Here is a 24555-nt window from a genome sequence, read left to right on the forward strand (position 1 = left end):
TTTATGAACATTTTTTGATAAATGATAAGAAAAATTATAATGCTATGAGCGCATAATTTTATCTATCATTATGTTATACTATAACAATTGAATATGCACTATTATTTTGGAGGTCTGTAAGGTGTCCCCTACTATTTCTAATTATACTATGACTTCTTGCGCTACTAGATGTGTCGATACCGACCATCTGCATGATGTACAGCAATCCACAGCAGAAGATGTTGCTCAACGCTTAGCCAGCGCAAAAGAGGACTGCCGTAAGCGTGGCGTACGTTTCACCCTATTGCGTCAGCAGATATATCAGCTAGTCTTAACCGCCAATCAGCCGGTTGGTGCTTACGATTTGATCACTCAGCTGCAGCAAATGCGCTTCTCAGACACCGCTGCTGATAGCACAGATGGTAGCTTAGACAAGCAAACGCCAAAAAACGTAGCACCACCAACGGTTTATCGCAGTTTAGAGTTTTTATTGAGCGAAGGCTTAATTCATCAACTGACCTCGATCAACGCTTATGTGCCTTGCTGTCATCCACGGGCGCAACATACTGCCGCTTTTCTTATCTGTGAGCAGTGTCAACGGGTGCAGGAATGTAGCAGCCTGCCTATCCAAGAAATGATGATTTTTGCAGAGCAAGATGTGGGCTTTAAGGTTGCCCGTAGTGTTATTGAATTGAGCGGGCATTGCCAAGCTTGCCAATAACCTTATCAGGAACATTAGCTGCTTTTTAAGCTTGAACTTGGTAAGTTACTGTTAAATTGTAGTAACTCATCATTATTCGTTAATCACTATTCATTAACCGTTAGCAGTCATACCATGAAACAGTCTATTACCCCTCAGCATCTTGCCATTAATTCTGCTCGAGCGCTTGACGCTAGTATAAGTGACCAAAAGCTCGAAGCTAGCCCTAAGCTACTCAGCCTAGAAAATGTCAGCTACGAGATTGGCCCACAGCGTTTGGTATCCCATATTAATATCGATATCGCTGTCAATGAGACTCTTAGCCTCATCGGCCCTAATGGGGCTGGCAAGTCCACGCTAGTTAAGCTTATTTTAGGTCTACTCAAGCCTAGCAAAGGCCAAATCGTCACTCATCAACCGCTACAATTAGGGTATGTGCCACAGCGTTTTGCCGTACCGCCTATTTTGCCATTACGAGTAAAAGATTTATTAGCGCAAGCAGACCAGCGCCGTCTAAATGCTGAACAGCGGCAGTTTATTTTTGACAACTTATCCCTAAATCATTTATTACTACGGCAAATGCTGCATCTATCTGGTGGCGAGACTCAGCGAGTGCTGCTTGCTAGAGCTTTATTAGATAAGCCTAACTTACTGATTTTGGATGAGCCTATGCAAGGCCTTGATCCCGATACTGAGCTTTGGCTGTATCAGTTTATCGATGAGTTACCAGATTTTTTACGCTGTGCCATGCTAGTAGTCTCTCATGATCTACATTGGGTGATGAAAGGCAGTCGCCGAGTGATATGCCTTAACAAGCATATTTGCTGCGAAGGTCAACCTAGCGAGCTGGCGGTCACGGCTGAATTTCAAAAGCTGTTTGGTCATCACTATGAGCAGCCGTATGTCCATCAGCCTCACGCCTGTGAGCATCATGCGCCAAGCGCAATGTCGAGGTAGATAAATCGCTGCCTAGCTACTTTTAGCTAAGGTTAGTTGTTAGTAACATTTGGCTTTTGGCTTTTAATAAAATTTAATGGACGATATTAGTTATGACTGCTTGGTTAGCTATCATTGCTCCGGCTTGGATTGCCGGTAGTATTTTAGGGTTGCTCTCAGCACCGCTTGGCTGTTTGGTATTATGGCGACGCATGGCTTTTTTTGCCGATGCTCTAGCGCACGGAACGTTACTGGGCGTCGCTCTAGCGGTTTGGTGGCAGTTACCAATGGGTATAGGCGTAGCTTTAGTCAGCATTGTAGTGGTGTTGGGACTAGTATTGGTCGATGATGAGCGCTTGCCAGTCGATGCCGTATTAGCAGTAGTAGCCGTCACGCTATTGTGTTTAGGCTTATTAACTTTGACGCAGCTGACTGATCAACAAGCCAATATTTTGGGCTTCTTATTCGGTAACTTATTAGATCTTGATTGGGCCGATTTACCATTACTTGGCGTCAGTGTAGCGCTAGGCTTAGCCTTGCTAGTTTATATTTGGCCAGCACAAGTCAAGTTAGCGACTCATGAAGCATTAGCACGTATTCAAGGAATCGACCCTACTCGCCAGCGCCTATTCTTTATGGGGCTATTGGCCGGGTTTTGTGCGATTGCACTCCAAGCAGTGGGTAGCTTATTGATTAGCGGTTTATTAGTCTTGCCAGCCTTAACCGCACGCTTGTATTCAGCAGCACCTAAGCAAATGGTAATACTGGCTTTAGTAGTAGCACAATTGGGAGTTACTTTAGGAGTTTGGGGTAGTATTTTATTTGATATTCAAACTGGACTGGCCATTGTATTAGTGCTGGCAATCATATTCTTTACCGCTCTTATAGTTTCTAAGGTTCTAGCGGCAAGGTCATCAAGTGGTAGTTAGTGCTAGAGTATTAATAGAGCAGCACTACAGCTGAGTCATCGTCAAAGCTTGTATTACTATCAGGAACTAAAAATTTAATAACCAAAGTATTTTGTTGAACATTATTTTAGTTTTTTGCTAAATGATATTGAGTTTGTTACAGAATCCATGCTATAAATGCGACCTGTATAGAAGATATAAGCCTATACAACTGGTCTTTTAGGAATCTTGGGCATTGACTGATGACCTGAAAAATAGATTCATCAGCTGTCGTTTATTGGTATAATCAGCGCTTACTGACGAGTGCATGAACTGCTGAATATTAATTTTTGACTCGCTGATACCAGCATTATTTCGGCTTAATGAGGAGTTGATCTTATTCCGACTAACCTTGTCTACCCCATCAGAACACCGAGCAAGCATTTAAGTATTTTGCAAATTACTGATTTGCATATATCAACCCATCCGACTGCTAATGATAACCCAGCCTCTACACCGAGCTGTCAGTACGGCTTTGAATCGGTTGTAAAGCAAGCCCTTAATCAACGAAGTGACTGTGACTTAATTTTAGTCACTGGCGACTTAGTAAATAAAGTCGAACCCGCTATCTACGACTATATCTATCAGGTGTTGAATGCTACCGGCATCCCTTTTGCTTGTATCGCAGGCAACCACGATGTGACCGATGAAGTAGGAGAAGAGCTGCCTTTTGATCAGCGATATCTAGTCGCTCAACCTGCTGATTCACGTCTGCTAAGTCGCCAAGTCATCAATACTGCTTACTGGCAATTACTATTAATAAACTCGGCTATTCCTGGCGAAATCGCTGGTGAAATTAGTAGCGACGATATTGATTGGCTATGCGAACAATTAACCCATTGCCATAAACCAACATTATTGGCTTTGCATCATCACGTTATACCCATGCAATCAGACTGGATAGATAGACATATCGTAAAAAATACTGATACGTTTTGGCAACGCATGGCAAACTTTGAACATTTACGAGTGATTATTAACGGTCACACCCATCAAGAACAAATCCAACATCATAATGGGGTTACGGTCTACACTACGCCATCAACTTGTTATCAGTATAAACCCTTTGAAGAGAGCTTTACTTATGATGACAATGCTCGTCCTGGTTATCGTTGGTTGCAATTAGCCAACAATGGGCAGGTTGCAAGCTGGGTCGAAAGGTTGGATACTTGAGCGCCAATATTGTTCGTATAATACTATGGATGTAACTAAATATCGGCTATGATAGCTGATATAGGAATAAAAATACGGCTACCCTCCCTATAATGACAAAGAACTTAAGGGTGAATAAATAGCCAGACAAGCTGTATTGATTGCGTTACCCAGTGGTAAAACGTTTTGCAGGAAGACAGCGTTTAGCTTTCTATAACAGTGGTAATATTTTGTCTTTTGAGAAAGCGTTTTGTTGGATTAATTTGAAAAAATAGGATACCCATATGAGCACCCTAACCACAAATCCGAGTGATGTAAAATTTAGCCCTTATGTGCCAGCCAAAGACGAAGAGTATATGTCTGAGGCACAATTAGAGCATTTTAAAGCCATCTTGCTAGACTGGAAAGGTCAGTTAATAGGTGAGGCGGACCGCACTAAAACTTATATTCAAGATGAGTCCAGCTCTATGCCGGATATCAATGATCGCGCTACGCAAGAAGAAGAGTTCGCTTTAGCTCTTCGTACTCGCGATCGTGAACGTAAACTTATCCGCAAAATCGATAAGTCTATGTCAGAGATTGAAAACGATGACTATGGCTTTTGTGAAACTTGTGGCGTAGAAATTGGCTTGCGTCGTTTAGAAGCTCGCCCAACAGCGACTCAGTGTATCGATTGCAAGACTTTATCTGAGATGAAAGAGCGTCAAAACCAAGGTCACACCTAGACCCTTAGTATTAGCTAGGTAACCTCTTAAACTAACTGTTAAAAAAGCGACCTTATCTTAGGTCGCTTTTTGCGTTATAGCAGCCGATATTTCTATAGGCTGTTTTCAGCGCTGTTAGCAGATCAGTCACAAAACAGCTGTATTTAAGGAATATCTTTTTAGCTTTATTTTACTTATCCTAGCTGGCTCATTCTGCTACTTCTGACAGTTGCTTATTTTGATTGCTAATAATTATATTACTAGTGCTTATACTGCTAGCACTGCACTTCCAGCTACGACTACTCAAGCGCTGCCGCGTCCTATTGGTCGCTTTGCACCCTCGCCTACGGGTGAGTTGCACCTTGGCTCTTTGACTACAGCGCTAGCTAGCTTTTGCCATATCAAGTCTTTGGGTGGGGACTGGCTCTTACGTATGGAAAATACTGATACTGAGCGTTGTGATGCCCAGTTTAGTGAGCAGATACTATTAGATTTAGAGGCTTTAAGTTTGCACTGGGATGGCGACGTTATCTATCAGTCTGAGCGTACTGACATCTATAACGATTATCTAGCATCGAACCTGCGTCCGCTAACTTATGGCTGTCAGTGCTCGCGTAAAAGCCTAGAAAATTTTTGGGCACAGCAGCAATCAACAGCTACTCCACTTAATGATAAATACTCAATCGATAGTTCTATGAGCCTTCATCAGCCTGATCGGCAGCGCTACCCTCGCTGTTGCATCACTGCTGATCTTGATGAGCATCAGCATAAGCTGCGTATACAATTACCCGATTATGACATGGGTTTTATGGATCATATTCAAGGGCTACAATGGGCTAATCCCCAGCAAACCTTAGGCGACATGGTGGTGCGTCGACAAGACGGTCTGATTAACTATATCTTAGCGGCTAGTATTGATGATGGCTTGCAGCAAGTGACTCATGTGATGCGTGGCCTCGATATCTTACCGATGACTACAGCGCAGATAGCTATCATGCAGGCAGCTAAGTTGCCAGCTATTGATCACTGGTATCATTTGCCATTGATATTCAACGCTGAAGGTCAAAAGCTCTCTAAGCAGAATTTGGCACAGCCTATAGATACTAGCCAGCCTAGTGAGTTACTAGCCACTGCCTTACGCTTACTGCAACAACCCGCTGTGGATAGAGATACCCCTGCACGTATGTTAGCGCAAGCCGTTACCCAATGGGATAATGTACCGCTACTAGGCCAACAGCAATTGGCTGTAGTTGAAGACTAAAAGTGTGCTGAAAAAAAACGCCGCTATTAACAATAGCGACATTTTTTGATAAGGATCTGGTTTTTCTTTATAGCGTTATAGATAGAAAATTAAAAGGGAAAAAAGTAGTGCTGAAATTAGAAATAACGGCACTGGCTTTTTTCTATCTCCGGGCTTTCTTTATAAATCTTTAATAATAACGCTACCATCACTAAGCTGATCAACATGGAAGAGCCGCCGTAACTGAAGAATGGCATAGTCAGACCTTTAGTTGGCATCGCACCCATGTTCATCGCCGCATTAATAATGGTCTGAGCAATAAAAATAACCCCAATACCAAAAGCGGTATAGCTCATACGCATCTGCCGACGTTTAAGGGCGTTATAACTGATACGCATAGCGCTACCAATGATCAGCGCTTCGAGTAACAGCACCATAGTCACCCCAACGAAGCCTAACTCCTCACCAGTAATCGCTAACAAGAAATCCGTATGAGCTTCAGGCAAATGCGATAGCTTCTGTACGCTCTCACCATAACCTACGCCAGTGAACTGACCACGACCAAAAGCGATAAGGCTACGTGCCAACTGATAATCAGTATCTTGAATATCGTCAAAAGGGTCTAAAAACGATAGAGCGCGCGTGAGTCGATACTGCACTAAGGTTACGGCCAAGACGCCAAGAGCTCCAACTACCGCACCTAGTGCTAAGAACTGCTTATAAGGTGCACCAGCGATATAAAAAATCGCAAACACAGTGCCCACTATAACTACCAATGAGCCAAAATCAGGTTGCAACAGTAATAGCAAAGTTAACATGCCTATGACTAAGGATATACGCAAAAACCCATCCCAACCGTTGCGCACTTCAAAAGAACGTCGAACCACAAAATCAGAGACAAAAACAATAACCACTAACTTAGCAAGCTCAGCAACCTGAAAGTTGATAAACACTAAATTAAGCCAACGTTTAGAGCCATTAATAGGCGTACCGAATAAGGTGGCTACTAATAGCAAGGCCGTTATGCCCAACAAGATAAATTGAGTTCCTGTCTGATATAAGGTCTTTAGCGGCACTAGATAATAGGTCAACACCGCTGAGAACACGCCTATACCCATATATAGCAGCTGACGATCAAAGAAATGCAACTCAGTCATACCACGGCTTAGCGCAAAAGGTATCGAAGCAGACGCTACCATGAGTAGGCTCAACACCATAATACAGCCAACGCTAGATAGCAGTATAGAACGTACTGACGGCAGCGAAAGGACACCATCTGAGCCAGTGGTTGCTTGAGATTTAGAAAATTTATTAAGAAAGGAGAGCGCCATAATATTTAAACACACTAACGAACGAACGAAGAACACGGCGCCTAGCCTATGTAAGAAAAAGACGCCACCGTTTAACGATAAACAACCTGCTTGCTGCTAAAAGCCGTTTTTGAGAGCCAACGATCTTTGCTACAGCATAGCTCTGGGGATAACACCGTCTTTAAAGCACAGTAGCAGTAATAGCTTGGCAAAACAATGGTTTATGCTAATACAATGCTACTAGCTACTCATATACCACTATGCCTTAGTAGTATCAGTTGTTGCAGGCAAGCTGCTTGACCAGCTTTGCAAAATACTCACCGCGTGCTGCATAGCCACTAAACTGATCAAAGCTGGCGCAGGCAGGAGATAATAATACGGCTTGTACTTGCGATAGACTACTCTCAGTCAGCTGCTGGATAATAATAAAAGCGTTGTCCAAAGTTTGACACTGATGCAATCTAACCTCGTCACTGAGCTTGGCGGCGCGCAACTCCTGTTCGATCCGAGCACTATCTTCACCGATGCATAAAACTTGGCTAACATACTTATTGATATGAGGACTCAACTCACCAAACTGCTGCGCCTTGCCTTGACCGCCTAATATCAAAAGTAACTTGCCATCTTTGGGCGCATATACTGCACCTAAGCCTTCGATAGCAGCTATTGTTGAACCTATATTTGTACCTTTAGAATCATTGAAATAGTCAATACCTGCTACGGTTGCTAAGTACTGACAACGATGCTCAAGGCCAGTGAACTGCTGCAGAGTATTAAGCATACTCTCTAAGGGTAGACCTGCCAGCTCACCGAGCGCTAGCGCCGCTTGCGCATTAAGCAAATTATGCCGACCTTTGATCCGCAGCTTATCTGCTGATAACAGCAGTTCAGTGCCGCGTGCCAAATAAATCTGTCCATCAGGCTCAGTAATAAGTCCAAAGTGGTTTTGGTCAGGCGCATGAATACCCGTACTTATACGTGGTAAATTGTCCGCTACTAACGGACGAGTTAATGCATCCTCACGATTAATCACTACTGACTTTGCGCCTTGAAAGATACGGTGCTTGGCTTGATGATAGCCGAGCATATCACCATGGCGATCCAGATGGTCAGGCGACATGTTAAGCACAGTGGCTACTTGTGCGCCTAGATTAGTCACTGTCTCCAACTGGAAGCTGGACAACTCAAGTACTGCTAACTGCATATTAGCATTGGCTAATAGGGTCAGTGCTGGTACACCGATATTGCCACCCACTCCAACATCAACACCAGCATCAGCAGCCATTTGTCCTACTAAAGTAGTTACTGTGCTCTTAGCATTAGAGCCAGTAATAGCTACTATAGGTACATTACAAGCTTCGCAAAAAAGCTGTATATCGCTGACAACAGGAATATTAGCTTGACGAGCAGCAGCAACCGCAGCCGTAGCTAGTGAAATACCAGGGCTAATGATGATACGTGCTGCCTGTAGCAGTAATTCAGCATCGATCTCTCCAAACTGACGTATTTCGACTGCTGCGGGCAATTGATCGGCCAGTTTTGGTGCACTTTGGTTGTCAGTTACTGCCACTCGATAGCCTTGTTCGGCTAGATAACGTGCTGTCGAGAGCCCTGACTGCCCTAAACCAACTACTACTTGTAGGCCACCGCCTTTTTGAATTAGAGTCTCTGTTGTGGCAAGGCTAGTCATATTTTATCCTTTTATACTGCTGGTTATACTACTAGTTGGGTCTTATTGCTCCGTTGCATGGCATCATAACGCTATCGTTCATGTTTCGATACTGCTTTTTTGCCACTTTATGCTATTATGCGCATACTTTTATGGCCAATCGACAGCCATTAATTACTTCTCTATTAATACTTTCATTATGTATGGCTGACACCCTGTTTTAGCCTACTTCGTCATAGCTACTTACGCTTCATCATATTTTATCATTAAATATACTGTAACGACTCAGTAGCTATAGTCATTATTTAGGCTTTATGCTAGTTAATCATGCTTTATCATTGGTCTTAGCATTATTAGTCTAAATGATCTTGCCCTAGTGCTCGATAGTATTGATCTATTGAGCTACGTGGTAGCTTATTGAAGGCGGGCCATCCTCTATGATGGATCATCGCTCGCTGTCAATAATGATTACTTTTTTTGCCTTTAACTCTATGCAGTTTACTTATGACATCTTATATTGATAGCTTACGTGACGAATGGTTTTCTAATGTACGTGGTGATATTTTATCAGGCACTGTGGTTGCATTAGCGCTGATTCCAGAGGCCATCGCCTTCTCTATTATCGCTGGCGTTGATCCAAAAGTAGGCTTATATGCTTCGTTCTGTATCGCTGTAGTCATTAGCTTTGTAGGTGGCCGACCAGGGATGATCTCAGCGGCAACTGGAGCTATGGCTTTAGTGATGGTTGATCTAGTCGCTGATTATGGCTTACAGTATCTATTAGCCGCCACCTTACTGTGCGGTGCTATGCAGATTGTAATGGGTATCCTAAAGCTTGGCAACTTAATGCGTTTTGTCTCACGCTCAGTAGTGATAGGTTTCGTCAATGCTCTGGCGATTTTGATCTTCGCCGCCCAGATACCAGAACTAAATCCGATGACTGAGCGAGTAGGCTTGACGGTCTATATCATGACCGCTGCCGGGTTAGCTATTATCTATCTGTTTCCGTTGATTCCTAAAATCGGTCGTGTGCTGCCCTCCCCCTTAGTATGTATTGTCGGGCTTACCGCAGTCGCTATGTACCTGAATTTGGACATTCGTAATGTGGGCAGTATGGGTGAATTACCTGATTCGCTGCCTATGTTTTTGTTGCCTGATATTCCTCTAAATTTAAATACCTTACTAATCATTGCTCCTTATTCTATTACCCTAGCGATTATTGGTCTACTTGAGTCTATGATGACGGCTACTATTGTTGATGAGTTGACTGATACACCTAGTAATAAGAACCGTGAATGCCGTGGTCAAGGTATCGCCAACGTAGTTGCTGGCTTCTTCGGTGGTATGGCGGGCTGCGCGATGATTGGTCAGTCAATGATCAACGTAAAATCAGGGGGACGCACGCGCCTATCAGCTTTGATAGCTGGTGTGGTACTTTTGATTATGGTGGTATTCTTAAGCAAATGGGTCAGTCAAATACCGATGGCCGCTTTAGTAGCTGTAATGATTATGGTATCGATTGGCACTTTTAATTGGCAATCTATTCGCGAGTTTAAAACCCATCCGATGTCTTTTAATATCGTTATGTTAGCGACGGTGTTGACTACTGTGTTCACCCACAATTTAGCTTATGGTGTAGGCGTGGGTGTATTGTTATCTGCCTTGTCATTCGCTAATAAAATAGGTCAGTTCTTAACGGTCTTTAGTGAATATGATGATAGTAGCAACACTCGCTATTACTATGTGCAAGGACAAGTATTCTTCGCTTCAACGACTCAGTTTTTGCATAGTTTTGATACTAAAGAAGCCTTAGACCATATCGAGATCGATGTAAGCCAAGCACACTTTTGGGATATTAGCGCTGTCGATACTTTGGATAAGCTAGTGATACGCTTGCAACGTGAAGGCATTGATGTCAAAGTAGTAGGGCTTAATAATGCTAGCCGTACTTTGATTGATCGCTTTTCTATCCATGATCGTCGGGACATCGGCTTGCTTGATTAACAGCTATTAATGAATGGGCGTATATGAGCGCTACGGTTTGCCTGTATTTACCTTGCCAGATGATGTGATGGTGTTATGAGTAGTTTAAAAATAGATAGCGTTATCGCTTGTTTAGATTGTCCTGATCATGTGCAGTCAGTGTTGGATGCTAGTATGTGGGCATCTAAGCGTATGCAAGCGCCGATAGGTCTGCTCCATGCAGTGCCTAGTATGCAACAAAAAGCAGCCATCAACTATTCCGGTTGTCTAAATGTCAATGATGAAAGCTACTTGCTCGATCAGTTTGCTAGTAAAGAGCATCTCAGTAACAGTGAGCTAAAAGCCCACGGTAGGCTGTTGTTGTACCAAGCAGCGTCTTATTGCCTAGAGCATCAACCTAAACGTCAGACTTATACTTTGCATAGGCACGAAAATCTAAGTGAGAGTATCGATTATATCGATGACATAGCCCAGCTGGTAGTTATTGGTCATCAAGTCACTTGTAAATCGACCTTATGCCAACTGATTCGTCTTAGCCACTGCCCTATTTTGGTGACTCCTGCACCATTTTTGCCCCCAACTAGCGCCTTATTTGCTTTTGACAATCGTCCTACTACTCATAAAATGCTCAATTGGCTGTGTAAAACGCCATTAGTGCGCACGCTGACTATACATATCGTTATGGTCGGCAAAGAGAATTCTGAAAACTGTGATGCTTTAAGAGAAGCCTATGCTCGTCTCAAGCAAGCGGGCCTTAGTTGTAAGAAAAAGCTATTAGACTGCCGCGATGTCAGCGCTGCTCTTACCTATTATCAAAGCGAACATAATATAGGTCTGCTAATGACTGGCGCCTTTGGACAGTCACGCTTTCGCGAGCTACTGCAAGGTAGTGATACTAAAAAACTGCTAGGCAGCACTAAAACTCCTTATCTACTCTTCCCAAAATCTTAGTACTGTAAACACTGTTAATAATTTCAGCTTTATACCCTCTTCACTTCGATGCTGTCTTTTGATAAGCTCGTTTGATACCCTTTTTTGATAAGCGCTCAATAATAATCAACCCCTAGTAGCACTTATTTCTATGCTGCTATGGTTGCCCCTATTAGCAATTGATCAGCGGCCAGCTAGCAAACGATCAGCAACCAGCTAGCAATCGATCAATGACCAGCGTCTGCTATTATTAACCGTCCAGCTAAAGCTTTGCTTGCTCTAGATTATTATCCGCTCTAATGTTCAAGCCCTAGTACTGGACAATCAGCCCTGCCTCTACCTGAATAGTAAGTTGAACGCCTACCATTAAGCGCTTGCACTCATAATCAGCTTTTTATCCAGTATCTATTTTTAGCAAATCATCACAGGATACCCTCGCAAAAAGTTACTAAAGTTGGTTATAATAAAACCTTCGCTCGGGGACTGCCGGCGATAGATCAACCGTATTTTCATAGCACTCGTACCCTTTAAAATGCCGTTATAGGCATTTTATGCTGTTATTACTAAAATAATTTAAGACTGCTTAGTTCAAACGTACTCACCCCTTTTGAGCATGTTTGGCACAATTCTTGAATGAATTATAGTGAGCACAGTGGCGGTACGATGCACTAAAGCGCAAGCATCAGCCTGCGACATCACTTAGATAAGGAAATTCTCATGAAGCTAATCACTGCTATTTTAAAACCTTTTAAACTCGACGATGTGCGTGAAGCTTTGTCTGACATTGGCGTAAAAGGCGTTACTGTCACTGAAGTTAAAGGTTTTGGTCGCCAAAAAGGACATACCGAGCTTTATCGTGGCGCAGAATATGTGGTGGACTTTTTACCGAAAGTAAAAGTCGAAGTGGCGGTAATTGACGAAATGGTTGAGCCTGCTATCGAAGCCATCACTCGCATCGCTAGTACTGGCAAGATCGGTGACGGCAAAATATTCGTGACGGCGCTTGAGCAAGTTATTCGTATTCGTACCGGTGAGTCAGGTCCTGACGCTATCTAACAGCATTAACTATTTCTGAGCTTACTCTATAGCGCTTATTACAGTCCACTAATAAGCCCCTATAAGTAGTAGCTCTTGGCTGCGATCAGCCATCGATCTTACTATCGATAGCAATCCCAGCACCGAACACTGCATTGACAATTCAAGGGGGAATTAATATGCAAAGTCAGATTTTCGAACTACAGTACGCGCTTGATACGTTTTATTTCTTAATATGTGGCGCCTTAGTAATGTGGATGGCTGCTGGCTTTTCTATGTTAGAGGCTGGCCTAGTACGCTCCAAGAACACTGTTGAGATCTTAACCAAAAATATCGCACTTTTCGCTACGGCTTGTACTATGTACATGATCTGTGGGTATGCCATTATGTATGGTGGTGAGCTATTTTTGAGTGGCATTGCTGGCGATGAGAGCTTAGTTGCTGATGCCTTGACTCAGTCAGCGAGCAGCGGTTTTGCTGGTGACTCAGTATATTCAGTAGCCGCTGACTTTTTCTTCCAAGTGGTTTTTGTGGCGACTTGCATGTCTATCGTTTCAGGAGCTGTTGCTGAGCGCATGAAGCTCTGGTCGTTCTTATTATTCACGGTAGCTATGACTGGCTTTATCTATCCTTTAGAGGGCAGTTGGACTTGGGGTGGTAAGGATGTCTTTGGCTTATTCAATTTAGCTGATATCGGCTTTTCCGATTTTGCCGGCTCTGGTATCGTTCATATGGCTGGTGCTGCTGCCGCACTCTCAGGGGTATTGCTGTTAGGGGCACGTAAAGGTAAGTACGGATCTAGAGGAGAAATACGAGCGATCCCTGGAGCTAATCTACCGTTAGCGGCGCTTGGTACGCTCATCCTATGGATGGGTTGGTTCGGCTTCAACGGTGGCTCAGTACTGAAACTAGGTGATATCGCTAGCGCCAATACTGTAGCTATGGTGTTCCTAAATACTAATGCGGCGGCAGCGGGAGGCGCTATCGGCTCTCTGCTACTGGCTCGTATCATTTTCGGTAAAGCTGATCTAACTATGCTCTTAAATGGTGCATTGGCAGGTCTAGTGGCTATTACTGCAGAGCCGGCAACGCCATCAGCATTACAAGCAACGCTGTTCGGTGTAGCAGCTGGAATCATCGTAGTATTAGCTATCCTTGCTTTGGACAAAATGAAAATAGACGATCCTGTAGGGGCTATTTCAGTACATGGGGTGACAGGCCTGTTTGGGCTATTAATTGTACCCCTCACTAATCCGGCAGCGACATTTATAGGTCAGTTCGTTGGCGCTATTACTATTTTTACTTGGGTATATGTAGCCAGCTTAGTAGTTTGGGTAATCATTAAGGCCCTAGTAGGTCTGCGCATCTCCGAAGAGCACGAGTATGAAGGGGCAGATATAGCGGAATGTGGCATGGAAGCCTATCCTGAATTTACTAAATAGGCTGCAACGATTGTAATTAGACCATAAGGCATAAACAAAAACCCCGCTAGACCTATAGGTTTAGCGGGGTTTTAATCATTACCATCTAAATAAGTAAACTTTAAATAAGCAAAATCTAAATAGACCTATTACTTATTTCTTTTTCCAAGTTTGGCTACGAGAGAACGGTCCAATATAACCTTTTAGATCTAAAGTATTACCTTTTAGATTAGCAGTCATACGGTAAGTTTTGTTTTTAGCAGGATCAGTAATGTTACCACCACTGTATTTGCCATTACCGTCTGCCTTCAAACCTGTGATTACAGTAGTACCAATATATTGTTTGGCCTTCTCTGTTGAACCACCAACTAGCTTACCCGTTAACACGCCATTAGATTCGGTGATTTTGACTAGACCTTTAGGTTGGCCTTCATCAAAAGTTTGCCAAGTAGTATTGTGCAACGGGTCAGCGGCAAATGCCATAGTAGCCATACTGATTCCAGCCACTGCTAACACAGATTTCGTAAATAATTTCATAAATCGACTCCTTTCGTAAGATGATTATTCAAAATGTTAACTTTTAAAACAGGGTTATACGCTTATTATATCCTTTGCCATCTTCTAATTATCGATCAGTCATCTATTAGTTGTTTATTAAAACGCCTAATAATAATTAAAATAATGAGCTACATAAACGTTGGACTAATTCATTATAAGCAAAATTATAACTTTGCCTAGTAATTTTTTTATAGAATATTATTACTACAAAATCAAAACTATATCAAATAGTTACATAAAAGGATTATCTATATTTACGTCTGATCGGTCACTTTTTAATTTTGACATTGACTCGTCATTACTGTTTTTATCAGAATCTGAGAAAGCTTGTAGGATTTTCTCCGTTAAGCGATGCAATTGCTCCGCTTGCTCACGTCCAAGCTCATTCAAATGCAAATCAAGGTCGCCATAAATAATAATTTTGTCCATTTGGTTTTCGATAACTAGCTCACCAATTTGCATACTTTGATGATCATTAGCAAAAGGGTCAATCATTATTTTCTCCTATCCATTAAGCTATTAATCAATAACTTGTCGTTAAAAGTATCGCAACACTTGGCTTGGCTTTACGGGTTCAGTATTGCCATTACTAGCCTTTAAAAACGGCCTTTAGCTGCTCACTGTCCTCATGGACTTTGAGTACCTACCTTTAGTTAAGGGTCTATTTTTAATAGTATGGTTAAGCCAGTTGAAGACGTGACCTTACTCCTAAAAACTAAGCGGTTTTATTTTAACTATATTCTAGCAGGTGTCAATATTAATAGACAATTATTGAATACTAAGCCTTTAATTGCGTTAATAGCCAGTCGATAATAACCATGACAAACACCATCCATTCAGGATCTTTATTCACAGTATTAGCATCGTTGCCATTATCGTTATTGTTATTATTGCTATTAGCAGGATCCATTTCATTACCTGCCTTCAATGGCAAATCCAAGGCTTTTGACTTGGTTTGATGATCTAGCAGTGGCATAACGTCAATACCTGTCTGCGCTGTCAGCTCATCTAAACTGATAACCTCTATGCGCTCAGACTCATCATTAGGAGCGTAATAAACCCCCGCTTGGTTGATAGCTGGAATATAGACTGCTTTGTAAAAATGACTAGGTACTAAGACTCGCTGTTCAAGTTGCTTAGCTTTTTTATCGGTGAACGCCACCCCAGTAATGCTATAAACCTCGCCATACTGTTGGGTTAGATAACGAGTAGCCGATTCAATATTACGCCAAATATAACGATTATTACGCGGTGACTGCGGGGCAATGTTAGCCAGACTAAAGCTGTCATACTGCTGACTGCGATTGGCCATATCTCCATTGGGCGCTAGATGACCTCGGTCATAGCCTGAACCTGAATAGTCAGCGAGTTTGGCACGCATAGAATTTGGTAAGCGGCTCTCTTCATGAAAGCTGTCATCACGATCGATCAGCTTCGCTTGCGTCAAACGCTCACGAGTCAGATATTCAGCTGACCATAACGGTGTTCGTGAGATGCCAGAATACATCACCGCAAAACCATCGAAGCATAACGCTTGAGTATTTTTGCTAAGTTTACTATTTTCAGTAAATTCAGGATAAATCCCAGCGTAGAAAGACTGGTTACACTGCACCAAGTCATCAGCATGCGCCACCGATAACCCTGATAGGGCAACGATGGTTATGCTCATAGTGCTGATTTTAAGAGTTGCTGTAAGCTCAGTTACAGTGCTTTTTTTACGGTTTACGGTTATTAGCTTACTGTTGGTCGTCATCTAACTCTCTATCTCTCTATCGCTGTTCACACTTAGGGCCTATCCTAGCAGGCGCTGACCAATAAAGAAAGATAAGCGCTATTAATCAAAATCACTGTCCTCAAAACCGTGACATTGTGGCTGCTATCGGCTATACTAAGCCGTCTAAAAACGGTGAAGTGGGTGAGTGGCTGAAACCGCACGCCTGGAAAGTGTGTATGCGTTAATAGCGTATCGAGGGTTCGAATCCCTCCTTCACCGCCATATCTTTTTCTGCTTAATCCAAAACTCTGCTTTACTCTTCTGCTTTGCCTAAAAAACATTATTTGAAACCTTTGACAGTCTAAAACCTTTGCTAGTAAGACTTCTAGTCTCTGCTTATTGCATTATGCTGTCTGAAATATTGCTGTTTAATGCTATTTATCCTACCTGTTTTATTTATCTACTTGTTCATTATATCCACAGGCTAAACGGTGGCAAGATTGGTAAGCTTAAACCGACTGTTATAGCTAATGTAATATAAAGCCAGGTTTATCAAACCGTTTTCAATATATTTAAAAAAGCTAATACAGACTTCTGACAAGCAAAAAAGCAAAAACCGACGCTAATAGCATCGGTTTTATACTTATACATTGATAGTTTTTACATACCAATTTGAGTGACTATAAAATAAATAATTGTGCCTACGTAATTGCCAATCACATAACCTACAGTACCAATAACTAGGATCGGGCCTACTAGATTAGTCCAACCCTTACTGATAGCTAAAGCTGCTGCAGTGGTAGGACCACCGATATTAGCATTGCAAGCTAGTACCACCTCTTCAACATTAAACTTAAATAATTTACCTATACCCATAGTAATAGCTAAATTAACCATAGCAATTATAAATACAAACACAAATAATAGCGGGGCTTTAGTGACAATCAAACTAATCGATGCCGGAATACCAATGACTACAAAGAACAGATAGATACAGTAAGTACCGAGTTCTTGACTGCCATTAAGATTCTCAAAAGAGTTTTTAAAAATAGAAACTACTACGAATGTTATAGTTGTTAATAACAGATATTTATCAGTGATCAAACTGATGATAAGGCCAAGCACAATATTATCACTAGTACCCAACACCGCCTGTAAAAATGCTGATAGTTTGAATGAAATCAATACGATTAACATTGATGATGCTAAGCAAATTGCAATATCTTTTAAAGAGATGAGGTTGGGTTTCCAGAACGCTTCTGACAACGTGCGACTGTTTAGCATTTCTGGATTTTTTTCAATTGCATCCGTATGCGGCGAACCCCATACGCGGCGTATAATAGGTATACCCGCTAAGCCAATAAGTATTAAGAAGTAAAAGGCCATCATCATATTGTCAGCTACGATAGTAGCGGCATTAATGCTCTCACTTGGCGCTAATTTAGCCGACATGGCGGCGTAATTCACCCCACCACCACTATAGGATGCTGAAATCATACCACTAACTTTATCTAGTTCTGGAATATAGTGACGTAAAGCCAAAAATGCTAAAACAGTACCGATCATGGTAGCTATCGAAGACGTTAAAAATAGTAGTAGAAGCTTCCAACTTTCTTTAACCAGAGACTGTATGTTTGTTTTGAACAATAGTAAAGGTATGGCTAAAGGAACGATATAACCCCAAACGATGTCGTATGTAGGGGCATCTATTGGAATAATTTTCATGTTCGATGCCGCAATCGCAATCAATAGTGCGATGACAGCGCCTGGAATTTTACTAGCCCACTTATAGCGCTGTTCAATGAAAATAGCAGAAGTTGCGGCAACCATAACGAATGTCCACAACGCTAAATGATCATCAGCCTGTATTAATGTTTCCATCATGTTCTTCCTTAAACCTGATATGTAAGTTTCTCACAACTAGTAATTATTATGCATTAGGTAGATACAATATCTCAATGAGCTGCACTGTAAATTGCATGTTTTTGCTTGTCGTTATAGGCCCAAAGCCGATTACCATAATCAAAGTGCCGCCATTGAGTGGTTAAGGTAGTAAAACCAACTTGAGTCATGACCGCATATAGCAAACCAATACTATCTATTTATCTATAGGACGAGTTAAATAAAATATACTCCATCTTAAGCTAAGACTCTTATCTAAAATCCAGACTTATATATCTTAATAAATCACTCTCAACTATCTTCACTCATTCAAATAAAGCTCAGCCATCCCATCAAGCCTAGCCTTGACCTCTTTCCAATTCGGCATCACTTGCGTTAGTAAGCGCCAAAATTGCTCGCTGTGATTGTGCTCAGCGATATGACATAGCTCATGCAGAATGACGTAATCGATGCATTCCTTTGGCGCTTTGACTAAATGCGGATTGAGTATGAGAGTGCCTTTTGTCGAACAACTACCCCATTGTTTCTTCATTGCCAGCAGTCTAAATGATGGTATCTCTTCAACCCATGAAGCTTTGGTGAGCATAGCTTTAAGCCTAGCATGAAAGAGATTTTTTGCTTTATCTTGATACCATTGATCAATAAGGCTTTTTACCTTGTTCGCTCGTTCTTCAGCTTCTAGTTCAGCATCGCTTTGCGAAAATTCTACATTCAGCTTGCCGCGACTAAGCTTAACAGGGCTATTTATAACCTCGTTATTTTCTACATTGATGAGCACTTTTAACACATAACGACGACCTAGATAAAACTGGGTTTCACCGCTGACATAACGCTTAGGTAGCACATGATCTTGCTGCTTGGCGAAGTCTTGTAGGCTTTGCCATATCCAGCGTGCACGCTTTATCATCGCATCATATATTATTGCATCTGTAGCATCGATAGGAGCAGTAGCAACCACACGTTGATCAGGATGTACTTTGATAACGATTTTACGAGGTTTACTCGGTTTGCTTTTTCCGCTAATAAGCGTATCGTTTTTATACTGCTCTTTTACGGCTTTATGCACGACTTCATAGTGAATTTTTTCTTCACCATAATAAATTACGCCGCTTTTAACCATTAGCCATCACCCTCTTGTTGCTTTGGAGATTTTGGTCTCTCTTGAGAGTCCAAGACGGGTAATCTTCAGCACGGCTTCTATAAGCTGTTGCGCTTTATCAATACCTAAGTCAGCAAATAGCATCGGCAGTAATTTGACGCTGATAGCGTTCTCAATCTGCGCCGGATTGATAGAATACTCAGCTACTGCGGTATTCACTACCTCATCAATCTTAAAGGCGTAAGCAACCAGCTGCTCATTATCAACATCTTTTTCGGCAAACGTAGCATCGCTATCGTCGTTAAATAGCTGTTTAAACAAACCAAAATACGCCTGCGCATGTTTGTTTAAATTGCCAGAGTCATCAATAAACTCATTCGGTATATCAGCGACTTTACGCTCATCAACTTGTTGCTCAAGACCGAAAAACATCATGTATTGCTTCACTGGTGCATCGAACATTGCTTTGGCATCTTCAATCGCTTGCTTAAGTAGCTTAGAAAAATATTCTTGCGCATAGGGATCATCAGCCAAATCTTGCTCAATCATTCTAGTGACACGACCAGTGATCTTATCGGTTTGATTACGGGCTTCATCGTCACTTATTGCCTCAGGCTGAATGTCTTTTTCCACCTTGCCGGCATTGCCTAGGCCATCGACTAAGTAAACACCTTTTGCCTCACGCACTTCAAGCCCCGCTATATGCTTATCGAGCAAGCTGCGAATATCCGCTTCATATTCATCATAATCAATGGTTTCATCAGCGTCCGCGCGTACTTGTTTGCGCAGATTAACAAAGGCTTTTAGATCGGCTTTGTAGCGATCACGCTTACTATCAAATGAGCTGTCTGCAAAAAAAGACGCTGATTGCAAAGCAATTTTCATAGCATTAGAAAAGTTAGTTAAGGCGGCATAAAAGTCATCACGTTCTTTAAGCCTAGTATCGACTACTCTGCCATCGATATCTTGCATCTTAGGGGCTAGCACTTGTCGCAACGCTGGACCGTCTTGCTTGTTCTTTACTGATGAGAAGATAGCCCACAGCTCACTATGCAGCTTTGGTAGTTGCTTGTACTCAGTGTCCATGCTGTTATACATGCCCTTAAGGTCCTCAATATCGAAGCCCCCTTGCGTACGCTCGGCAAGATCCTGGTACTTCTCAATGGTGATATCCAGCTCTTTTAAGATGCCGCGATAATCAATCAGATAGCCAAAGCGCTTCTTCTCATGCAAGCGGTTTACTCGTGCAATGGCCTGAATGAGATTGTGCTGTTTTAACGGCTTATCGATATACAGCACGGTATTCTTCGGTTCATCAAAGCCCGTTAACAGCTTATCAACGACGATCATAATGTCAGGACCATCATCTTGACTAAAGGCTTCGATAATAGCTTTGGTATAAGCTTTTTCATCACCACCATAGGTAGGTGCAACATTGGCTTGCCACCAGTTTTGCACGATGTCTTTTGATTCAGCATCGACCGTGTCATGGCCTTCACGAGTATCAGGTGATGATATAGCCACCACCGATGACACTTTGCCAATCTTGTCTAAGGCGATCTTATAACGGATGGCAGAGGCTTTAGACTCACAAGCCAACTGACCTTTTAGATGCTGCTGTTTAAAGTTTTGAAAGTGATCAGAGATGTCATGAGCGATCAGTTCAATACGACCTTCAGTTTGGTAGATTTGACCCTTTTGCGAGAACTTACGCTTGAGATCGGTCCTTTGATCGCTAGTGAGCTTTTGGGTGATACGATCAAACCAGCTATCTATGGCTTGATCATTGGTATTGAGCTCAGGGATACGCTCTTCGTATAACAGTGGGGTGACGGTTTTATCTTTCACCGCTTGCTGCATAGTGTAGGAGTGAATAATGCTACCGAATTTATTTTCAGTCTTATCGTCTTTAAGCAGGGGCGTACCCGTAAAAGCAATGAAGGCGGCGTTTGGCAGGGCTTGGCTCATACGAATATTGTTCTCACCGTTTTGGCTACGGTGACCCTCATCGACCATGACAATGATATTTGGGCTATCGTTATAGCACTCATCATACTTAACGGCTGAGCCAAACTTATTAATAATAGAGAAAATAACCCGCTCATTACCATGCCCGATTTGCTGAGCTAGACGGCGACCAGAGGTTGCCATGGCGTCTGTTTTGTCGCGATCACTTAATACACCGCCTGAGGCAAAGGTTTGGCTGAGCTGGGTCTCAAGATCGACACGGTCAGTGACCACAATCACCCGGCACTGTGCCAATGCTTCTAACCAAATAAGCGCTTTGGAGAAGAACACCATGGTAAAAGATTTACCACTACCGGTGGTATGCCAAATCACCCCACCCTCACGACTGCCCTTTTCATCGAAACTGCTAATACGTTTAATCAGGGCTTTGATACCAAAGACTTGCTGATAACGGGCAACAATTTTGCCCGCCTTTTTATCAAACAAGGTAAACATGCGCGTCATCTCAAGCAGACGCTCAGGCTTTAATAAGCTAATGATTAAGCGGTCTTGATCGGTAACCACTAGATCACCGCCATCAATTAACGCCTGATATTCATTTTTAATAGACGCAGGACGATGATCAAACAGACAATCAATCTGCTCAGGGCTGAGCGCTTGATTTTTTAAGCGATTAAACTCAGGCTCTTGGATGTCTTCTTCGACCCATTTTGCCCAGAACTTCTCAGGCGTTTTGCACGTTCCATAAAGACCGTCATGACCATTGACTGCTAGCAATAGCTGGCTATAAGCGAATAGATGCGGAATTTGTTTTTGACCTTGATTACGGATGTGCTGGGAGATAGCTTGAGCGTTAGTCGATTGCCCTTCTCTATTAGAGTCAGGGCGTTTGGCTTCAATGACCACTAAAGGCAGACCATTCACAAAGCAGACGATATCAGGAATGACGTTACCTGTACCCTCGCTATTTTGTACTACAAACTCTTCGGTAAAGTGAAAGCTATTATTGTCGATATGCTCCCAATCTATCAGACTGATAGTTTGCGAAGTCTTTTTACCGTCGATAAATTCGGTCACGGTCACGCCATAGAGCATGGCGTTATACAGTGCCTCGTTTGCTGCCTGCAAGCCTAAGTTCATGGCTGGGTTTAGCTCGTGCATGATTTTATCAACGGCGCTGTCCGATAAAGGATGCGCCTGACCTTCAAACATAAAGGTTTGCTTGGCTAAAAACGCCCGCATAATAGGTAGTAACACCACTTGGTTGGTGGCTTTATTTGAAGTCATCTTCGAGCGCATGGAGTTGCATTGGCTTGGCGGAATAAACTGATAGCCCAGTGTGGTGAGTAAGGTTAAGGCAGGAATCTTTGAGCTGAATTCTTCGGCGAAGTTGATGCTGGGGTTGATCATATCTGCCCACTTTAGACATAGCGTTTGTTTGTTTGATTACTTGTTTGGTTTTATTGATTGTAGCCTAAAACCCTATGAAAGACTCTGTAAAAAAGGCAAAGCAAAACCGCCACCGTTGCTGATTAATTAAACAGCGCTCAGCGTGACGGTTGTATTAGCTATATATTGGTTGATTGCTTGGTCTAGGGTAATACGACTATTTGCAGATATTTGCACAAATGAGCACAGTAACTCACCTCTATTACTTCCGTTAATTATCTGACCTATTTAAATGCTATAGAGAGCTTTTTAAGTAATATAAACTGGATTACAAACCTGTTCTACTCGTTGAAAACTGTGACTCTCATTTAAAGCGAATATATATGGCAATATGGACGTTTACTAATGTTTTTCATACGGTAAGCTTGAATAAAAACTTTAAAATAGTAAGATTGATAGCCGTAAAAAACACGGCATAATACTTGGGATGACTGTACATATATGAGCATAGCCAGTTACGACATGCTAGATGAGTCTATGAAAGATGTCCTTTCAGACTCTCTGATAAGATTAATATATATTAGTGGATTAAACACTACTAGTGACTCTGTATTTAAGCATATACAGAGTCACTCAGAATCTTTTAATAAAGATAATAATATCGCAGGATTTTTGTGCAATAACGACCAAAGCTTTTTGCAATGTTTAGAGGGTACAAAGGATATTGTGTCTTCGCTTATGCAGAGAATCTTTAAAGACGAAAACCACAAAGATGTGACTGTTGTTTTTGCTAAAAAGGTGGGTGGTTATAGTTTTACAGATTGGCGTATGCACAGTCTCAATTTAGATAATGATAATTGGGAAAAGTTTTCAAACTATACCAAGGTAAGTGATATCTCACCATTCAAACCACAGCATTGGCCCTCTTGGTTCATTGAACATTTCATCGAAACTGTAAAAAAAATCGATTACTCTGACATAAATCAGAGCTATATTACCTTTGATACTCTAGGGTATTCCGCTATTAAAAAGAAGCTGGCTCGTGATAATGTTTTGTTTTATATATTTCTTGGTTTACTAATTTGCTCTGCAACGGTAATCTTATTGTTTAGACATAATGTTATTTTTTGATGTTTATAATGATAACTATCACTCATTATAGACTGGGTTTTTAACCCAGCGTTGTAATTTTGCAAAGTCTTGAAGCTGGGTTAAAAACCCAGCCTACGCATCGCACTGACCCAACCTACACACCACAACCTTGCTTATAGCGCAAATTATTTCAATCATGATAAAGAGTAAATCTATCATCTATATCGCTATAGCTCCAACCTTTGGGATATAGGCCATCGGATATTAATTTATGAATGGTTGAATACTTCCATTCTGTTGGCTGTGAACAATAACCATGTTTTACAGGGTTGTAATGAATGTAGTCAACGTGCTGTTTATAGTCATTATCGTCGCGAATACGATGTTCCCAAAACCGACGTTGCCAAAGTCCACGCTCTTTCTTATCTGCTCTTGATGGCGATATGTTTTCAGACTCTAATTTGGGTATTTGACGAGAGAAGTTTGCTTTTAAATTCGCTACAATATTGGCATAGTTGTCATTATCATCAGCTAGGGTTATCAATAAGTGTACATGGTCAGGTAATACGACCATCGCATTTAACTCAAACGACTGACGCTGCTTAGTTTTTTTAAACGCCTGACGAAATTCATTAATATGCGTTGTCAGCAGCTGTGACTGACGATCTTGTAAGTTAAAAGTGAGAAAATAACATCCGCCTTTGGTTTTGTCTCGAATATAATTTCTCATGATTGAGGTCATCCCAAAGCTAAATTATTTCACAAACTAAATCTTATCTTAATTTGAGACTCGTTGTAGGCTAGATTGGTTTGGGAGGCTGTTTTTT

20 protein-coding genes and 1 tRNA gene are annotated in these 24555 nt (G+C 41.9%); 12 read left to right on the forward strand and 9 right to left on the reverse strand.

What is annotated here, in order from left to right; genetic code table 11:
- Positions 1 to 148: 148 nt before the first annotated feature.
- The 6 genes from KZA12_RS07610 (at position 149) to gluQRS (ending at position 5679) form a co-directional block, all read left to right on the forward strand.
- On the forward strand, positions 149 to 700 hold the full coding sequence (locus tag KZA12_RS07610; RefSeq protein ID WP_218689893.1) for a Fur family transcriptional regulator: 552 nt from the start codon (positions 149 to 151) through the stop codon (positions 698 to 700).
- Positions 701 to 814: 114 nt separating this feature from the next.
- Positions 815 to 1636: a metal ABC transporter ATP-binding protein gene (locus tag KZA12_RS07615; protein WP_218689809.1), complete on the forward strand. Its 822-nt coding sequence runs from the start codon at positions 815 to 817 to the stop codon at positions 1634 to 1636.
- A gap of 92 nt (positions 1637 to 1728) precedes the next feature.
- Positions 1729 to 2544, forward strand: a complete 816-nt coding sequence (locus tag KZA12_RS07620) for a metal ABC transporter permease (RefSeq protein ID WP_201622893.1) — start codon at positions 1729 to 1731, stop codon at positions 2542 to 2544.
- Between the two features lie 411 nt (positions 2545 to 2955).
- On the forward strand, positions 2956 to 3735 hold the full coding sequence (locus KZA12_RS07625; RefSeq protein ID WP_256932882.1) for a metallophosphoesterase: 780 nt from the start codon (positions 2956 to 2958) through the stop codon (positions 3733 to 3735).
- A 263-nt stretch (positions 3736 to 3998) separates the two neighbouring features.
- The gene (gene dksA / locus KZA12_RS07630; protein WP_201622892.1) at positions 3999 to 4439 is read left to right on the forward strand and encodes an RNA polymerase-binding protein DksA; all 441 of its coding nucleotides are present in this window, start codon (positions 3999 to 4001) and stop codon (positions 4437 to 4439) included.
- A 235-nt stretch (positions 4440 to 4674) separates the two neighbouring features.
- Entirely contained in the window at positions 4675 to 5679 is a 1005-nt protein-coding gene (gene gluQRS / locus KZA12_RS07635) for a tRNA glutamyl-Q(34) synthetase GluQRS (protein WP_373416601.1), read from the forward strand.
- Between the two features lie 116 nt (positions 5680 to 5795).
- On the opposite strand, the gene ftsW is transcribed toward gluQRS, so the two are convergent.
- Both ftsW and murD read right to left on the reverse strand, forming a co-directional pair.
- Positions 5796 to 6989, reverse strand: coding sequence for a putative lipid II flippase FtsW (gene ftsW, locus KZA12_RS07640; RefSeq protein WP_218689810.1), 1194 nt, complete (start codon positions 6987 to 6989; stop codon positions 5796 to 5798).
- 253 nt (positions 6990 to 7242) lie between these two features.
- Positions 7243 to 8658: a UDP-N-acetylmuramoyl-L-alanine--D-glutamate ligase gene (gene murD / locus KZA12_RS07645; RefSeq protein WP_218689811.1), complete on the reverse strand. Its 1416-nt coding sequence runs from the start codon at positions 8656 to 8658 to the stop codon at positions 7243 to 7245.
- Positions 8659 to 9141: 483 nt separating this feature from the next.
- Between murD and KZA12_RS07650 the strand changes: the two genes are divergently transcribed.
- From KZA12_RS07650 to KZA12_RS07665, 4 genes are all read left to right on the forward strand, one after another.
- Positions 9142 to 10641 (forward strand): SulP family inorganic anion transporter, encoded by a 1500-nt coding sequence (locus KZA12_RS07650; protein WP_201622889.1) that lies wholly within the window; start codon positions 9142 to 9144, stop codon positions 10639 to 10641.
- A gap of 75 nt (positions 10642 to 10716) precedes the next feature.
- Positions 10717 to 11571 carry a universal stress protein gene (locus KZA12_RS07655; RefSeq protein WP_218689812.1) on the forward strand — a complete coding sequence of 285 codons (855 nt, stop codon included), beginning with the start codon at positions 10717 to 10719 and terminating at the stop codon, positions 11569 to 11571.
- Positions 11572 to 12267: 696 nt separating this feature from the next.
- Entirely contained in the window at positions 12268 to 12606 is a 339-nt protein-coding gene (locus tag KZA12_RS07660; protein WP_201622887.1) for a P-II family nitrogen regulator, read from the forward strand.
- A gap of 158 nt (positions 12607 to 12764) precedes the next feature.
- Positions 12765 to 14027 (forward strand): ammonium transporter, encoded by a 1263-nt coding sequence (locus KZA12_RS07665; RefSeq protein WP_218689813.1) that lies wholly within the window; start codon positions 12765 to 12767, stop codon positions 14025 to 14027.
- Positions 14028 to 14159: 132 nt separating this feature from the next.
- Here the strand turns inward: KZA12_RS07665 and KZA12_RS07670 are convergent, their stop codons facing one another.
- From KZA12_RS07670 to KZA12_RS07680, 3 genes are all read right to left on the reverse strand, one after another.
- On the reverse strand, positions 14160 to 14543 hold the full coding sequence (locus KZA12_RS07670) for a DUF2147 domain-containing protein (RefSeq protein WP_201622885.1): 384 nt from the start codon (positions 14541 to 14543) through the stop codon (positions 14160 to 14162).
- A gap of 252 nt (positions 14544 to 14795) precedes the next feature.
- Positions 14796 to 15059: a histidine phosphatase family protein gene (locus KZA12_RS07675; RefSeq protein WP_218689814.1), complete on the reverse strand. Its 264-nt coding sequence runs from the start codon at positions 15057 to 15059 to the stop codon at positions 14796 to 14798.
- 283 nt (positions 15060 to 15342) lie between these two features.
- The gene (locus tag KZA12_RS07680; RefSeq protein ID WP_218689815.1) at positions 15343 to 16317 is read right to left on the reverse strand and encodes a DNA/RNA non-specific endonuclease; all 975 of its coding nucleotides are present in this window, start codon (positions 16315 to 16317) and stop codon (positions 15343 to 15345) included.
- Between the two features lie 152 nt (positions 16318 to 16469).
- Here KZA12_RS07680 and KZA12_RS07685 point away from each other — a divergent pair.
- Positions 16470 to 16560: transfer RNA gene (locus tag KZA12_RS07685), tRNA-Ser, on the forward strand.
- Positions 16561 to 16938: 378 nt separating this feature from the next.
- Here the strand turns inward: KZA12_RS07685 and KZA12_RS07690 are convergent.
- From KZA12_RS07690 to KZA12_RS07705, 3 genes are all read right to left on the reverse strand, one after another.
- Positions 16939 to 18162, reverse strand: coding sequence for a DUF819 domain-containing protein (locus tag KZA12_RS07690; RefSeq protein ID WP_216581752.1), 1224 nt, complete (start codon positions 18160 to 18162; stop codon positions 16939 to 16941).
- Positions 18163 to 18481: 319 nt separating this feature from the next.
- Complete coding sequence (locus KZA12_RS07700) at positions 18482 to 19300, reverse strand: M48 family metallopeptidase (protein WP_218689817.1); 819 nt, start codon at positions 19298 to 19300, stop codon at positions 18482 to 18484.
- A gap of 6 nt (positions 19301 to 19306) precedes the next feature.
- Complete coding sequence (locus tag KZA12_RS07705) at positions 19307 to 22657, reverse strand: type I restriction endonuclease subunit R (RefSeq protein WP_218689818.1); 3351 nt, start codon at positions 22655 to 22657, stop codon at positions 19307 to 19309.
- A gap of 480 nt (positions 22658 to 23137) precedes the next feature.
- Between KZA12_RS07705 and KZA12_RS07710 the strand changes: the two genes are divergently transcribed.
- Positions 23138 to 23767: a BLUF domain-containing protein gene (locus KZA12_RS07710; RefSeq protein ID WP_218689819.1), complete on the forward strand. Its 630-nt coding sequence runs from the start codon at positions 23138 to 23140 to the stop codon at positions 23765 to 23767.
- A gap of 151 nt (positions 23768 to 23918) precedes the next feature.
- Here the strand turns inward: KZA12_RS07710 and KZA12_RS07715 are convergent, their stop codons facing one another.
- Positions 23919 to 24458, reverse strand: coding sequence for a transposase (locus tag KZA12_RS07715; protein WP_218689820.1), 540 nt, complete (start codon positions 24456 to 24458; stop codon positions 23919 to 23921).
- Between the last annotated feature and the right edge of the window lie 97 nt (positions 24459 to 24555).

The organism is Psychrobacter sp. BF1, assembly GCF_019279065.1.
GTDB classification, from domain to species: Bacteria; Pseudomonadota; Gammaproteobacteria; order Pseudomonadales; family Moraxellaceae; genus Psychrobacter; species Psychrobacter urativorans.

Excerpts from the sequence above, each read along its gene's own strand:
- KZA12_RS07705 (WP_218689818.1), bottom strand. The coding sequence starts at position 22,657 with ATGATCAACCCCAGCATCAACTTCGCCGAAGAATTCAGCTCAAAGATT.
- KZA12_RS07700 (WP_218689817.1), bottom strand. The coding sequence starts at position 19,300 with ATGGTTAAAAGCGGCGTAATTTATTATGGTGAAGAAAAAATTCACTAT.
- KZA12_RS07675 (WP_218689814.1), bottom strand. The coding sequence starts at position 15,059 with ATGATTGACCCTTTTGCTAATGATCATCAAAGTATGCAAATTGGTGAG.
- KZA12_RS07610 (WP_218689893.1), top strand. The coding sequence starts at position 149 with ATGACTTCTTGCGCTACTAGATGTGTCGATACCGACCATCTGCATGAT.
- KZA12_RS07690 (WP_216581752.1), bottom strand. The coding sequence starts at position 18,162 with ATGATGGAAACATTAATACAGGCTGATGATCATTTAGCGTTGTGGACA.
- KZA12_RS07620 (WP_201622893.1), top strand. The coding sequence starts at position 1,729 with ATGACTGCTTGGTTAGCTATCATTGCTCCGGCTTGGATTGCCGGTAGT.
- KZA12_RS07680 (WP_218689815.1), bottom strand. The coding sequence starts at position 16,317 with ATGACGACCAACAGTAAGCTAATAACCGTAAACCGTAAAAAAAGCACT.
- KZA12_RS07670 (WP_201622885.1), bottom strand. The coding sequence starts at position 14,543 with ATGAAATTATTTACGAAATCTGTGTTAGCAGTGGCTGGAATCAGTATG.
- ftsW (WP_218689810.1), bottom strand. The coding sequence starts at position 6,989 with ATGGCGCTCTCCTTTCTTAATAAATTTTCTAAATCTCAAGCAACCACT.
- KZA12_RS07660 (WP_201622887.1), top strand. The coding sequence starts at position 12,268 with ATGAAGCTAATCACTGCTATTTTAAAACCTTTTAAACTCGACGATGTG.
- KZA12_RS07655 (WP_218689812.1), top strand. The coding sequence starts at position 10,717 with ATGAGTAGTTTAAAAATAGATAGCGTTATCGCTTGTTTAGATTGTCCT.
- murD (WP_218689811.1), bottom strand. The coding sequence starts at position 8,658 with ATGACTAGCCTTGCCACAACAGAGACTCTAATTCAAAAAGGCGGTGGC.
- KZA12_RS07615 (WP_218689809.1), top strand. The coding sequence starts at position 815 with ATGAAACAGTCTATTACCCCTCAGCATCTTGCCATTAATTCTGCTCGA.
- KZA12_RS07715 (WP_218689820.1), bottom strand. The coding sequence starts at position 24,458 with ATGAGAAATTATATTCGAGACAAAACCAAAGGCGGATGTTATTTTCTC.
- KZA12_RS07665 (WP_218689813.1), top strand. The coding sequence starts at position 12,765 with ATGCAAAGTCAGATTTTCGAACTACAGTACGCGCTTGATACGTTTTAT.
- KZA12_RS07650 (WP_201622889.1), top strand. The coding sequence starts at position 9,142 with ATGACATCTTATATTGATAGCTTACGTGACGAATGGTTTTCTAATGTA.
- dksA (WP_201622892.1), top strand. The coding sequence starts at position 3,999 with ATGAGCACCCTAACCACAAATCCGAGTGATGTAAAATTTAGCCCTTAT.
- KZA12_RS07710 (WP_218689819.1), top strand. The coding sequence starts at position 23,138 with ATGAGCATAGCCAGTTACGACATGCTAGATGAGTCTATGAAAGATGTC.